Source organism: Micromonospora sp. NPDC020750, assembly GCF_044334565.1.
Lineage (GTDB): Bacteria > Actinomycetota > Actinomycetes > Mycobacteriales > Micromonosporaceae > Micromonospora.
Genome location: NZ_JBIRTH010000006.1, coordinates 137080 through 150009, shown reverse-complemented (window position 1 = coordinate 150009; position 12930 = coordinate 137080). Strand labels below are relative to the sequence as shown.

Genomic DNA, 12930 nt, shown 5'->3' with positions numbered 1-12930 from the left:
CACCGATCCGCTCGGGGCCGGCCGGTCGGCCCCGACCGGATCGGCCAGCCGGCGTAAGCCCCGGGCCATCCCGGTGGAGTCCGGAGCGCTGTCGCGTCTCGGACACCTCCGGGCGGACGCCCCCGGTACGGTGCCCGGATGGCCCCCACCCTCCGCGCGGTCATCCCTGCCCTGGTGCTCGCCGCCGCGCTGGCCGGCTGCGCCAGCGGTGACGACCCCGGCACCACGCCAACCACTGCGGCAGCCGCCGTTGACCCGGCCACCGACCAGACCGCCGCCCCAGCCACGGCGACCCAGCCGCCCAGCCGCCCGCTGGAGCTGGGCGACGGCATCTACGACGTCGGCACCGACATCCAGGCCGGCGCGTACACGGCGACCGCCGGCGCCCGGCCCTGCTACTGGGCGCGGCTGCGGTCGTTCGGGCGGGCGGACTCGATCATCGACGAGGACAACCTCGACCCGGGCGAAACGCAGACTGTGGTGGTCCAGGCGACCGACCGAGGGTTCAAGGCGTCGAACGGGTGCCGGTGGCGCCCGGCCGCAAAGTAACATGACGAACGCCCCCGCTCCGTGAGGCAGCGGGGGCGTTCGTCAGGCCAGCGCCGACCCTACGGGCGGCGGGCCAGCAGCGCCCGCACGGTGGCCGGCGAGTACACCCGGCCCCGCGCGACCGCCGCCACGATCAGCGGGGCGAGCACGGCGGCCACGCCGAGGATCGCCGTCTGCTGGGCGGTGGTGAGCGACAGCCCGAACGACACGACCAGGGCGATCAGCGCGGTCACGCCGGCAGTGATCCCACCGACGGTGAACAGCGGCTCGGCCGCCTCGCTCGTCGGCACAGGGGTGGGGTTGGACATGGTCATCAGGGGGTCCTTCCGGTCAGCGTTGGTACTGGAGCAGGGCGAGGATCAGGGCACCGACCGACACCAGGGCGGCAAGGGTCGGCAACGGCCAACGGGCACGCTCCAGCGACCGCAGCCGCTGCTCGTGGTCGTCGGCCTTGCTGGACAGGTCCTTGATGTCGCCGGCCAGGATCTGCACGTTGGTGTTCAGGGCGACCAGCAGGTCGTAGATCTCCTTCAGGCCGATCTCCACTACCAGCGGTGAGGTGCCGAGGCGGTGCTGCTCGGAGTTCGGCACGGTTACTCCCTCAGCCGGGTGGTCAGCTCGTCGACCACCTGCCGGGCCATGTCCGCCGGCACCGCCGCGGCGATGGCCTCCGGGGTCAGGCCGGCCGCCGTCAGCGCCTGCGCCAGCCGGTCCGGGCCCAGGCCGGCCAGGACGCCGGCTACGACGGCCGTCTCGTCCGTCCAGTCCTTGCCGGTCAGCTCGGTCAGCTGGGCGCGAATCGCAGCCAGCTCGCCCGACGGGGCCCCGTCGACGGCGTGCTCCATCACGTAAGCGAGTTGCCCGAGGATGCTGAGCTTCTTCGACCAACCCTTGGCGGCGAGGCGGTCGGCGGGGCCCTTCGCGCCGTACGGCAGCGGCTCGGCGAGGAGCTCGCGCACGGCGGCCTTGATGTCGTCCTTGGTCACGGTGTCCTCCAGGCCCCAGGGGCGTCGGTCCTGCTCCGCCGTCCGGCTCTGCCGGATGGAGACGTGCAGGTGCTTGTCGTGCGGGTTCGGGCCGGTGTACGGGCGGCGTCGCCACCCGTCGTCCCGGTCGGCGATCTGCCGCTGGTAGATCCAGTAGTGGGTGCTCGGGTGCCGCTCGACGGCCGCGATCACCTCGGCGACGTCGATGCCGTCCCGGTCGATGTCGAGCGCGTTGACGCTGCCCCGCTCGTTGGGGTTGTGGTCGCTCTTGCTGGCCTGGTGGGCGGTGTCGCCGATCCAGCCGTCCGAGGCCTTGTCCCGGCGCGGCCAGCGGGCGTCGATCTCCGCCCTCAGCACGGCCAGCGACGGCGCGAGGTAGTAGGCGGTCACGGCGTCAGCTCGCGGTACGCCGTGGCCGTCGCGCCAGCACCGAGTACCTGGAGATCAGCCGCCGCGTCGATCACGCTCACGATCGCCTGCACCGCAGCGTCCATGTCGTCCGGAGTCGCAATCTCCGGACCGATGTTGCAGGACATGTCGATGCTGGTCGGCACGTGCCGGATCCGCACCGAGTAGCCCCCGACGCTGCCGACAACCGGATCACCGAATGCCACTACACCACCTCCTGAATAGTTACGCGGAACCGCGTGTTGGTCGTCCTCACCGACACCGCGGTGGGGAGAGTGACCTTGAGCCGGATGGTGTGCGAGCCGGCGGAGGCGAACACCCCGGACCACTGCTGCGCAACGGAGTGCCGGTCGGTGAGGACCTCGTTTGCGCACGTCGCCTGACCTGACACGATGGTGCCGTCGACCTCGCAGTAGCCCAGCGCCAGGCCGGTCGACGCACCGGTGGTGTCCACGTCGAAGACCGCGTCCACGTACCAGGCGGCGGCCGTCTCGACGGTGAAGGTGACCGTCGCGCCGGGCACGAGGGTCGTCGTCACTACACCGCCCAGGTCGCTTGTCGCCTGCGCGGTGTAGTAGGCGGGGCGGAGACGCCGCAGCAGGGCGGGGGTGATCCGCTGACCGGACGCGATAGCCATGGGTGTCCTCTCTCAGAGCGGGATGATGGCCGGTATCCACACGTCGACCGGGGTGCCGGTCGGCCAGGCCACCACCACGCCGTTGATGCCCCGGCCGCCAGTGGCGACGGTGGCGGTCTGCGGGCTGGACGTGCCGGTGATGCCGGACAGCCGGATCCGCTCCCCGCCCACCCGCACGTCGAGCGGGAAGTCGCCGGCGGCCGTCGACCACGGCCCGTTCACTGCGGTCGAGGCGAGCTGGAAGGTGAGGCCAGCCGCCGACAGCGGGGCGGCGAGCGTCGACCCGTCCGCCGGGACGGGCGGTTCCCCATCCGCGGCGGCCACCGTGTACGGGCCGTCCGGCACCAGCGTCCAGGCCAGGGTGCGGGTGTGTTCGTCGAGCTGCTCGACGCTGCCGCGTACCTGCTGCGTCGCCCGGCCAGGTGGCAGCCAAGCCGGTAGCCCGTCGATGGTGGCCACCCCGCCCGCGTCGAGGGCGGTCACGGCGGCGGCCAGGTCCACGTTCGCGGCCCACTCCGGTGCGCCCAAGTCGACCTTGGCGCGTGGGTAGCGGGCCTCATCCCAGGTGCCCAGGTGCAGCCGCCACCCGGCCTGGTCGGGCAGCTGCGCGTCCGTCGCGATGTTGACCGTGGGCGCGGTGTCGTACACGCCGACACCGGCCGGGGGCGGCTGCGTCGACAGCGGGCCGACCTCGAGCACCGCGCGGGCCCGGTCGCCGTCCGGCCGCTTGACGGTGATGTCGTTGCGGACGTCGTCGGCCGGCTCGTCGGGATCCAGCGCGGTCAGGAGCGTGTAGTCCAGGGCTGCGACGGCGGGCTGGTTGTAGAGCGCGCCGAGGCACCGGTAGGTCAGGGCGAGTTGCTCGCGGGCCTCGCCGAGCAGCCCACCGTCGGCGTCGACGCACTCACGGATGAGGTCCAAGAACGTGGCCACGCGCTGCGGGCCCATCGCCGCCGACGGGTCCGGGCCCCGGCTGACGAACACGGGGACGCCCTGCTCAGCGCACAGGCGCACGATGCGGTCGGCCGCCGTCTCGCCGGCGTAGCCGCCCATCGCCGCGAAGGTGGCCGGCTCCGTCGCCGGGTACGGCTGCCGCACCGTGATGTGCCCGAGGATCGGCATGGCCTGCCCGACGGTTTCGGACTGGCGGATCTCCAGCGGGTTGATGGTGACGCCCGTGATGCTGCCCGCCGTCGCCCCGACCATCGCGCCCGGCGTGAACGGGTTGAAGTTGGCGACCCACGCGCCGTCGATGCGCAGGTCAGCGATCAGGACCCCACCGACCGGGCCAACCTCAACCGCGTAATGGTGGGGTAGCCCGTCCCAGATCCCGAAGGCCTTGGTGACCGACCCCGCCGCCGTCGTCGGACTGCCGAACGTGCCGAACAGGCCGGTCGGGTCGATCTGGATAGTCCAGGTGTTCCACGTGCCGGCGGCGGTCGTCCACTGGATCGGGATCACCGCCGCACCCTGGTCCCGAGGTGCGACCATGACCCACTCGATGCGCCACGTCCCGGCGCCGGAGGCCGGGACCGTACCCGACAGCACGCCACCCTGGGCGAGGTCGATGACCGGGGCAGAGCCGGGGATGCCGTCGCCGCTGCCGAACACAGGCAGACCGGCCGCCTCGACCGGCTCCCCAGTCCCTGGCGCGGTGAACCGCGAGTATCCGAACGGCCGCATCGGCCCCACGCCGGCCACCGCGGAGCGGGCCGACAGCGACCCCGGCGGGTCCTCCAGCGGCCAGTACGCCGACGGGCCGGTGGTGGGCAGGTACCGGTACAACGCGCTGTCGAGGGGCTTCGCGCCCTGGCTGAGGCGGCGCAGGATCCCGGCCGCCGGCACGGGCACCCATGTGTCGGTGCCGGCCAGGTTCCACCGCGGCGGCCACGACGTGACCTCCATGCATGCCCGCCGGTCGAGCACCGCCAGGTCGTCGTAGCGGAACTCCACCGGCAGAGTGTTGGTGTTGCTGCCGGCGACACCGGAGCGGATCCCCACCCACCCGGCGGCGGTCAGCCGCCTGTCCACGGCGGTCAGCTGCCAGTCCCGCGGTTCACCGCCGGCGGCCGGATCCCAGCACTTGATCGCGAGCCGGTCGCCGACGCACGACGCGGCGACCCGCAGCGGCTGCCCGGCGAACACCAGGCCGGGCACGGTGACGGCGGCAGCGATGGCCCCGCCCGTGGAGTGATGCAGGGACACGGTGACGACCTCCGACGCGGACACCTCCACCCGGGCCATGTAGTAGGTGTTGATGTCCTGCATCCGCAGCACCATGTTCGCCGGCTCGACCGGCCCGCCGGTGATGTTGGTGGCCACCATGTCGCAGGTGACCCGGACCTCGCAGTCACGCCACCGGCGGGCGGAGTAGTAGCTGACCCGGTACCCGGCCAGCACCGGCACCCGGTGACGGGCGGCACCGGCCACCACGTCACTGTCGCTGGCCGCGAGCGGGGCCCCCGCACCGAAGCTGGTCCACCCGGTGCCCCACCCGGCCGCCACCGTCCGGTCGAACGCGTCGACCAGCTCCAGCAGCCCCACCCGCACCGGCGTATTGCGGCCCAGCAGACCGTAGTACGGGGAGCGCGGGTTACGCGGGCTGTAGCGGCCGCCCGGGTTGGCCAGGACCATGCTCATGGTGCCCGAGTCCCGGTCCGTGCGGGTGATCGTGGTGCCGCCGCCGGAGTCCGCTACGCCCTGCCGGCCGTCGACGCTGACATCCACCCACCCCAGGCCAGGCCCGAGGTACAGCTCGGTGATGATCCGGTTGCGCATCAGGCCCCGGATCCGAACACGAACTGGACGTCGCCGCCGCCGTCCTTGACCAACTGCCGCACGATCTCCAACAGCAGGCTGCTGATGCGGCTGCCGTCGGAGCGGAACTCCACCACGGTCCGGCCGCCGGACGTGGCATCGGCGGCCGAGGTGACCGTCTCACCGGCCTGCAACAGGGCCAGCATCTCCGAACCGGGCGCCCCCGAAACCCGCCCGCCGGAGTGGAACTTCGGCAGCTGCGGCGCGGAGATGCTGGCGCCGCCGATGCTCGGGATCCAGGACGGCACCGTCCAGCGCAGCCGGCCGATCGTGTTGTTCCACGCGTCGGAGACCAGGTTGAACGCGGCCCGGAACGGCCTACTGACCGCACCGGCGACCTTCGCGAAGGTCGCGGTCACCCGATCCGGGATCCCCACGATCCAGCCCAGGAAGTCCTTGCCGAGCCGTATAGCGCCACCCCAGAACCAGGTGAACAGCTTCCACCACGCCTTCACGCCGGCCTCGATGACCCCGAACGCCCACGTCCACCCGCCGACGATCCAGTTGACCACCCACTCGGCGGCGACCTTGATCGCCGACCAGGTGACCTCCCACAGGTCCTGGAACCACGTCGTCTTCGTCGCGATCAGCACCACCGCGGCGATCAGGGCGACGACCGCCAGGACCACCCACGTCGTCGGCGACGCGAGCTGCGCCACGTTCCACGCCCACTGGGCGGCCGTCACCAGGGCGACGACACCCACCACCCCGGACAACAGCGGCGCGACCAGGTTGAGCTGGTCGGCCCACTTCTGCATGTCCGGCGGGTTCGCCGCCCGCTGGGCGTCGGCGAGGTTCAGCACCGCGTCCTTGCCGTCCCGGGCGGCCTGGGCCCCGTCGAGGGTCGCCTGCTTCCCATCCTCCTGCGCCTGCTTGAAGTCGGACGTCGCCTGCTCGGCGTCGAGGTTGGCCTGCTTCAGGTCGCCCTGCGCCTGCTCCAGGTCGATGGCCGCCTGGCGGGCCTCATCCGACCCGGCGCCGTGCTCCTTGACCGCCTGGTTGTACTCCTTCTGCGCGACCGTCGCGTCGAGGTTCGCCTGCTTGACATCGATCGCGGCCTGGCCGGCGTCGACCGTTGCCTGCTTGGCGTCGAGCATGCTCTGGTTCTGGTCCAGCTGGGCCTGGCTCAGATCCCGAACGGCCTGCTCAGCGTCGATGTTCGCCTGCTCGACGTCGGCCAGGGCGCGGGCGTGCTCCGCCGCCTTGCGCTCGGCCGCCATCTGGATGTCGACGAGGGCCTGCATCGTGCCGGCGGCGTCGCCGATCGCCGTCGACGCCCCGTCCGTCGCCGCACCCAGGGCACCCATCCGCCCGGCCAAGTCCCGAGACCCACCAGCCGCCCGGCCCATCCCTTCGCCGGCCTGACCGACGGCCGCCGTCACATCGTCCGTCGCGGCCTTCGCCTGCTTCGATGCCTTCGCCAGCTCTCCGGCGTCACCGCCGAAAGTCAGGGTGACCTGGTTCGCCACGTCAGTCCACCTCCAACCCTGCCTGCCGGGCCACGTCCCGGATTCCCCGCTCCATGACCTCGGTGATCTGGTCCCGCCGCTCAGCCAGGCCGCGGTACACATACCGGCCGTCCTTCAGGAACGGCCTGCTCACGCTGCGGTTCGGGCCGACTTTCCCGCCGAAGTCCAGCCACGGCATGTACGGCGCCTTCCGGCCGCCCATCCCGATCCGGGCCTGGGTGCGGGTGCTCTTCGCCTTCAGCGTCGACGCTGCCCGGCCGGTGCGCTTCGGGATCCGCGGCGCCGCGTAGTCGATGACCAGACCCACCGCGCCGTTCATCGCCAACCGCAGCGCCTTCGGCAGGTCAGCGTCGAGCTTCCGGAGCCCCTTACCGAACTCCTTCAGCCCGCCGACTGCGATGGTCTGCCTCACCGCCCCGCCTTCCTCGCCAACTCCGCCCGCTGCGCCTTCCGGCCGTGGAACACCGACCAGCGCACAAACTCGTCCTGCGTCATCGACTCGCGCAGCTCCTCGACGGTCCGGCCGAGCCGGTCAGCGAGGAAGAACTCGAACTCCAGCTCCGGCTCGGCGTCGAACGCCCTATACGCCGCTTTTGGCGGCACCCTCGGTCAGGGCCGACAGCTCCCGGATCCGCTGGAGCACCTTGCCGACCTCGCCGGCCGACGCGCCCTTCTGCCATTCCTCCGCCTCGGCCATGGTCAGCGGCGGGTCGACGATCCCGGCGACGAGCATCCGACGCTCGATCAGGTCCGGGACCTTCTCCTCGTTGACGCCCTTGCCGGCGGTCAGCAGCTCGTACCGGGTCACGGCCCGCACGGCGACCTCGCCCACGCCGTCGATCTCGACGGTGTCCTCAGCGACCCGCCGGGACAGCAGCTTGCTCTTGTCGACGATGGCCATCGGTCAGGCTCCCTGGGTGGTACGGGTGATCGGGCCGCTCTTGGTCATGTCGCACTGCCAGGTGATCATCCCGGCGACCGGATTCGTCTCGGTGTACTTCTTCACCAGCACCTGCACGGACTCCTGGGGCTTGCCCGCCCCGGTGCCCTCCGCCCGACGCACCAGGGTCACGACCGTGCCGAGCAGCGGCTCGATGATCGCCTTCGGGCCGGTCGCGGCGTCGTCGTAGGTGCCGCCCATGCTGAACGCGCCCTTGAGCAGGCCGCCGGCGAACACGTAGTCGGCCTTGCCGTAACCGGTGACGTCGTGCTCGTCGGCCTCCTGGTCCAACTGGCTCGTGGTGCAGAACTCCGACAGGTCATCACTGTCGAGCTCGATCTCCGTGTGTCGCCCATGGACGAACGCCATCAGGCACCCCTTCCCGTGATGTCGAGGCGGAACATCGCCGCCAGGTACTCGATGTCGGCGTAGCTGACACGCTCGAACTCCGCCGACACGACCGTCACCGAGTCGCAGGACGTGTAGGTGTGCGCCTCGATCGCCGCCTTCACGCTGCGCGGCCCGGACCCGTCGGCGTACGTCGCGACCTCCCGCAGCGTCGCCGGGTCCGTCGGCCTCGCGATTAGCACCAGCACCGCCATGTCCGTGAGCTGATCCGACCCGCGCCCGTACGTCGCGTCGTAGTCGACCCGCTCAGGCAGCGACACCACGGCCGCTGGCGACTGGACCCGCTTCACGCCCCACTCCGCCACGTTCAGGCCCTCGATCACACCGAGGGCCGCCCGCAGTTCCTCGGCGACCGCGCCCAGGTTCATCCGACCCTCCGGCGCCGGGACAGCCCGGCGAGCGTGGTGTGGACGTCCGGGTCGAGGCGGGCCAGCAGCCGCAGCTCCGACCCGTCCGACGGCGACCCGGCCACCCCGAACGGCGAGTCACGCCGGGCAGCCCACCGACTGACCTGAAGCTTGCACGCGCCGACCACTTGCGCCGGCACCGCCGACCAACCCCACACCGCCGATACGATCACCGGACCGGCCAGGTAGTCGCTGAATCCCAGCCGCTCGTACGGCTTGCCCTTCTCCGCCGCGTCGTCCGGCAGCAGCACTGCCCCCGCCGACGCGTAGGCGACCCCGCCCACGGTCAGGCCGGTGACGTCCTGGACGTCGTCGACCTCCAGCAGCCACAGGCCGGACACCACGTCGTAGGCGGCCGGACGCCGGTACGTCCGGGCCACCGCCGAGACAACCCGGCCGAACTGCCTGTTTGTCCGCCTGTCGATCGCCCGGGACGCGGCCGTGCACCAGGTCGCCAACTCCTCCTCGTCCGCGCTGCCGGCGCGCACGAAGTTGGCCGCCTGCTCGGCGGTGAGGTAGTCAGGACGCCAGGGCACGGCCGCGCTCCGCTCAGTTCTTCCGGTCGGCGGACTCGCGGTCGCCGGCACCCGACGGCGGCGGCATCGCGATGGTGCGGGTTCCACCGGCGCCGCGCGAGGTCACCGTCACCTGGTCACCGTCACGCACGTACGCGTCACCGGTGTTCGGGTCGGTCGCGTACCCGGTGGTCTCCAGGTCGGCGGCGACACCGGCCGACATCGTCCACCGGCCCGACCGGCCGACACCGGACCGGGCGGCGGTCTCCCGCAGCGCGGCGACCTCCGCCCGCAGCGTCTCCAGCTCCGACACGTTACCGACACGCGACCGCAGCTCGTCACGCTCAGCGGTCAGCTGCCGGATCTCCGTCTGCTGGGCCGCGTCGCGGATCGCCGCGGCGGCCGGGTCCACCACCGGGCCGGTCGGCCCGGTGGGCGTGGTCGGCGCGGTGGGCGTCTTCGTGGCCGGGGCTGCCGGGGTCGTCTTCTTCGCCGCCGGGGCGGCCGGGGTTTCGTTCGCCATGCTGGCTACTCCCTACTCAGGGTCGGTCGGGGGACGGCGGATCAGGCCACCGGGTCGTACGTGATCTCCCGGACACCGCTGATGTCCGTTACCGCCGTGGCCTTGTAACCCCAGATCGCCAGGTCGATGTACGCGACGCGGTACTCGAACTCCAGGCGGCGCGGCGCCGTCGCCCAGCCGTGGACCACCTCCCGGTCGAACAGGTAGGAGCTCGCGACCACCGAGCCGGTCGCGGCCAGCGCCCACGCCGGCAACGCCACCACGCCGTTGACATCGAGCTGGGCGTACCGGCTCGCGGCGAGACCGGACGCGTTCGACGGACCCAGTGCCGGGTACAGCCGGCGCCCGTCGTTGTCCTTGGCGGCGACCAGCGCCTTGTAGAGGTCAATCTGGCTGAACATCGTGTCCATGCTGAAGCCGCCCCGCACGAACTGGAGCGCGGCGAACGCGGCCGTGATCTCCCCGTCGAGGGTCTGGCCGGTCGTGCCGCCGCCGGCGGTCAGCGCGATGGCGGTCGGCGTCGCGGCGTCGAGCACCGCCACGGCGGCGGCCTCCAGCGCCTCGTACCACGCGCGCTGCATCTGCCGCCAGATCAGGCCGGACATCTGCGGGTTGCCGCCCTGGTCCCAGGCGACCCGGGTGATCTCGACCTTGCCGGCGACCGGCGTCGGGGTGATCGTCTGCGACGTCGCGGTGAACGATCCCGGGGTCGGCTCGGTGCCCTCGGTGTGGTTCGCCACCAGGCCCGACGCGGAGCTGAACTTCGGCACCACGAACGGGGTCGCGTCGGTGATCGTGCCCTTCTCGATCGCCGCCCACATCGGGTAGCGGAACTCTCGCTGGTCGACGTACATGTCCGGCCGCTGCCGGTTCGGGTTGAGCGCGGTCACGTCGGTCGCGTCGACGTCGAACTGGGCGGCCTGCTGCTCCTCGAACTGCTCCCGCATGAACCGCTCGGCCCGGGCCAGCGCCCCGGTGTCGCCCTTGGATCCGGCGATCAGGTCGGTGGAGAAGTCGTGCGCGCCCCGGGTCAGGTTGCCCTTGCGGTCGAACGCGTACGGGGCCGGCTCGGTCACCGACGCGGTCACGGTGCGGCGGGTCGGGTCGACGACGGCCCGCCGCTCCGGCTCCTGCTCGGTCCGGGCCTGGGTCAGCTGCGGCACGCCGAGCAGCGTGCCCAGCTGGCCGGCGCGGATCAGGCCGTCGACCTGCTCGGCGGACAGGGTCAGCGCACCGGCCGGCGCCGCCGGCTGCTGCGGCTGGGCCTGCTGCGGCTGCCGGATCAGCGCCTCCAGGGCGCCCGGCCGGGACAGCAGGGCGGTCAGCTGGTCCTGGGACAGGGCCATGCCTTCCGGCTGGTTGGTGTTGGCCTGCGGGGCGGTCGGGCACGCCACGCTGGGCGCGTGCCTCGTGCCGCAGGTGGCGCACTCTTCCATCGATCCTCCAGTTGCTCGGCTCGCGGCCACTTTGGTCACGCGCGCGTCATCGAAAGCAGGCATCGGGGTCGACGACGTCTCGCGCCACGAGGCGCGCTTGACGTTGTAGACCTTGTCTTTCTCGGACCACTCGACGTCCCCGACCTCGGGATCAAGCGAGAAGTCCACGCCGACGGACAACCCGTCGTAGAGGCCCTCGGCGGCGTCGTAGAGCAGTTGGTCCCGCTCGGCCCGGGCCATCGAACCCTCCGGGCCGCTGAGCACCGACAGCTTCACCACCGGGCCCCGCTTCGTCTCCGTGACGGACTGCGTCACGCCGACCGGCAAGTGGTGGTCCTTCAGGTGCTTAATCCGGGACACGTCGCCGTACTGAAGGCTGCCCGGCAAGAAGCGGAAGGCGAGGCCGTACTTCCTGGCCACCTTGTTGTAGGGGACGGCCAGGCCGGTGATCGTGCGGGACTCCACGTCGACCTTCGGCGGCTCGGCGGCGGTGGCGAAATCCCCGACGGCGAACGTCATCCCCGCGCCCTGGCCGTCGCTGGCGGCGAACGTCATCCCCGCCGGTTGGAACGCCTCGGCGCCCTCGGCCTCGTCGGTCTGCTCTTCGTCCTGGCCGTCACCGGCCGGCGCGGCCGGGGCCGGGGCCGGGGCGGGCTTCGCCTTCGGGGCCGGCCCGGACAGCCCGGCCGCCGCCCGGATCTCGTCAGCGTCCATCGCACCCATGTCCTTCAAGCCCTTCCAGTAGGCGACCTGGGCGACCGGGTCCGGCTTCAGGTAGTCCGTCAGGTCGAACCGCACCTGGTAGCCCCGCCGGGTGACGTCGCCCATCGACAGCCGCTGCGTGATCGCCGTCATGTACGGCGCGTAACGCTCGTTGATCTTCGACAGGCGCCGGTCCGCCGCGTTGAAGTACGTGCGCGACGTGGTGCTGACGCCCAGCTCTTCGGGGTCCGCGCCGAGCCCGTTCGCGATCTCCAGCGTCGCCTGCCGCTGAAGCTCGACGAGCTGGAGCTCCGCCGGCGACGGCGTGGCCACATCGACCCGCTTCACGTTGCCCGGAATCCACCCGGTGCCGCTCCGTTTGCGGTTGTCCCGCCACTCGGCGAGGAACGAGTCGATCTCTTCGTCTTCCATCGGATCCACCGACGGGTCATCCGCGTCGGTGAAGTAGTCCGTCGGCCGCGGGTTGTCGGCGTACGTCGACGCCAACTTGTCCAGCAGCAGCGCCCGCCGGATCGCCCTGGCGTTCGCCCACAGCAGCCCCGGGTTCGGCGAGTCGAACCGGATCAGCTTGTCGACCGGGGTCGGATCACCGTCGACCCACACGACCTTCACCCCGCGGGCATCCACACCGCTCGGGAACGGGTTCACGGCACCGGGCGGCTCGGTCAGGCTCACCGTCCGCACGTCCAGGTGCCGGGCGGCGAGGGGATAGCCGGCGAAGTCCTGCGCGGTGATCAGCCACCAGCTGATTCCGTCGAACGCCAGATCCTCGATCGTCTGCGACAACGTGACCACGTTCGCCACATCGGGGTCGATCTGCGCCAGGAACGAACTCTGGACGATCTCCAGGCCCTTGTACTGCACCAACGGCAACGTGGCGATCGAGCAGAGGCTGTTGCGGCCCCGCTGCACCGCCGCGACCGACAGCGCCTGCTCCCGGCTGACCCGGCCCGGCGTACCCGCGTGCATCTCCGAGATGACCCGGTCGATCGGGCGCGGTGCCGAGTCGAACACGGCCGCCGGCGGCTCGTCGAGGACCACCGGGTGCGGCAGGGACAGCAACTCCCGCACCTGCTGCCCTACCGCCCCGAGCCACCCCATGGCCGGGAGTG

Annotated in this window: 16 protein-coding genes; 1 reads left to right on the top strand and 15 read right to left on the bottom strand. The window is 71.8% G+C overall.

Translation table 11 applies throughout. The features are described 5' to 3' along the window. Nucleotides 1-138: 138 nt before the first annotated feature. Nucleotides 139-549 carry a hypothetical protein gene (locus tag ACH4T9_RS20015; protein ID WP_396673205.1) on the top strand — a complete coding sequence of 137 codons (411 nt, stop codon included), beginning with the start codon at nucleotides 139-141 and terminating at the stop codon, nucleotides 547-549. A gap of 59 nt (nucleotides 550-608) precedes the next feature. Here ACH4T9_RS20015 and ACH4T9_RS20010 read toward each other — a convergent pair whose 3' ends face one another. From ACH4T9_RS20010 to ACH4T9_RS19940, 15 genes are read right to left on the bottom strand one after another with little or no spacing between them, the layout of a single operon-like run. Then, a complete protein-coding gene (locus tag ACH4T9_RS20010; RefSeq protein WP_396673204.1) occupies nucleotides 609-863 on the bottom strand; it encodes a hypothetical protein in 255 nt (84 codons plus the stop codon). Between the two features lie 16 nt (nucleotides 864-879). Continuing rightward, complete coding sequence (locus ACH4T9_RS20005; protein WP_396673203.1) at nucleotides 880-1140, bottom strand: hypothetical protein; 261 nt, start codon at nucleotides 1138-1140, stop codon at nucleotides 880-882. Between the two features lie 2 nt (nucleotides 1141-1142). Then, nucleotides 1143-1925 carry a hypothetical protein gene (locus ACH4T9_RS20000; protein WP_396673202.1) on the bottom strand — a complete coding sequence of 261 codons (783 nt, stop codon included), beginning with the start codon at nucleotides 1923-1925 and terminating at the stop codon, nucleotides 1143-1145. Next, nucleotides 1922-2149 (bottom strand): hypothetical protein, encoded by a 228-nt coding sequence (locus ACH4T9_RS19995; RefSeq protein WP_396673201.1) that lies wholly within the window; start codon nucleotides 2147-2149, stop codon nucleotides 1922-1924. Before ACH4T9_RS19995 ends, ACH4T9_RS20000 begins: the two co-directional genes overlap by 4 nt. After that, nucleotides 2149-2580, bottom strand: a complete 432-nt coding sequence (locus ACH4T9_RS19990; protein WP_396673200.1) for a hypothetical protein — start codon at nucleotides 2578-2580, stop codon at nucleotides 2149-2151. Before ACH4T9_RS19990 ends, ACH4T9_RS19995 begins: the two co-directional genes overlap by 1 nt. A gap of 12 nt (nucleotides 2581-2592) precedes the next feature. Further along, on the bottom strand, nucleotides 2593-5358 hold the full coding sequence (locus tag ACH4T9_RS19985; protein ID WP_396673199.1) for a hypothetical protein: 2766 nt from the start codon (nucleotides 5356-5358) through the stop codon (nucleotides 2593-2595). Beyond that, nucleotides 5358-6866: a hypothetical protein gene (locus ACH4T9_RS19980; RefSeq protein WP_396673198.1), complete on the bottom strand. Its 1509-nt coding sequence runs from the start codon at nucleotides 6864-6866 to the stop codon at nucleotides 5358-5360. Before ACH4T9_RS19980 ends, ACH4T9_RS19985 begins: the two co-directional genes overlap by 1 nt. Nucleotide 6867: 1 nt before the next feature. Further along, nucleotides 6868-7278: an HK97 gp10 family phage protein gene (locus ACH4T9_RS19975; RefSeq protein WP_396673197.1), complete on the bottom strand. Its 411-nt coding sequence runs from the start codon at nucleotides 7276-7278 to the stop codon at nucleotides 6868-6870. After that, nucleotides 7275-7469: a hypothetical protein gene (locus ACH4T9_RS19970; protein WP_396673196.1), complete on the bottom strand. Its 195-nt coding sequence runs from the start codon at nucleotides 7467-7469 to the stop codon at nucleotides 7275-7277. The genes ACH4T9_RS19975 and ACH4T9_RS19970 overlap by 4 nt, the downstream gene beginning before the upstream one ends. Beyond that, the gene (locus tag ACH4T9_RS19965; protein ID WP_396673195.1) at nucleotides 7447-7767 is read right to left on the bottom strand and encodes a hypothetical protein; all 321 of its coding nucleotides are present in this window, start codon (nucleotides 7765-7767) and stop codon (nucleotides 7447-7449) included. The genes ACH4T9_RS19970 and ACH4T9_RS19965 overlap by 23 nt, the downstream gene beginning before the upstream one ends. A 3-nt stretch (nucleotides 7768-7770) precedes the next feature. Then, complete coding sequence (locus ACH4T9_RS19960; RefSeq protein WP_396673194.1) at nucleotides 7771-8175, bottom strand: hypothetical protein; 405 nt, start codon at nucleotides 8173-8175, stop codon at nucleotides 7771-7773. Next, nucleotides 8175-8582 (bottom strand): hypothetical protein, encoded by a 408-nt coding sequence (locus tag ACH4T9_RS19955; RefSeq protein WP_396673193.1) that lies wholly within the window; start codon nucleotides 8580-8582, stop codon nucleotides 8175-8177. Before ACH4T9_RS19955 ends, ACH4T9_RS19960 begins: the two co-directional genes overlap by 1 nt. Continuing rightward, nucleotides 8579-9157, bottom strand: a complete 579-nt coding sequence (locus ACH4T9_RS19950) for a hypothetical protein (protein ID WP_396673192.1) — start codon at nucleotides 9155-9157, stop codon at nucleotides 8579-8581. The genes ACH4T9_RS19955 and ACH4T9_RS19950 overlap by 4 nt, the downstream gene beginning before the upstream one ends. Nucleotides 9158-9170: 13 nt before the next feature. Beyond that, nucleotides 9171-9659, bottom strand: coding sequence for a hypothetical protein (locus ACH4T9_RS19945; protein WP_396673191.1), 489 nt, complete (start codon nucleotides 9657-9659; stop codon nucleotides 9171-9173). 41 nt (nucleotides 9660-9700) lie between these two features. Beyond that, entirely contained in the window at nucleotides 9701-12919 is a 3219-nt protein-coding gene (locus tag ACH4T9_RS19940; RefSeq protein ID WP_396673190.1) for a phage portal protein, read from the bottom strand. Nucleotides 12920-12930 lie beyond the last annotated feature (11 nt).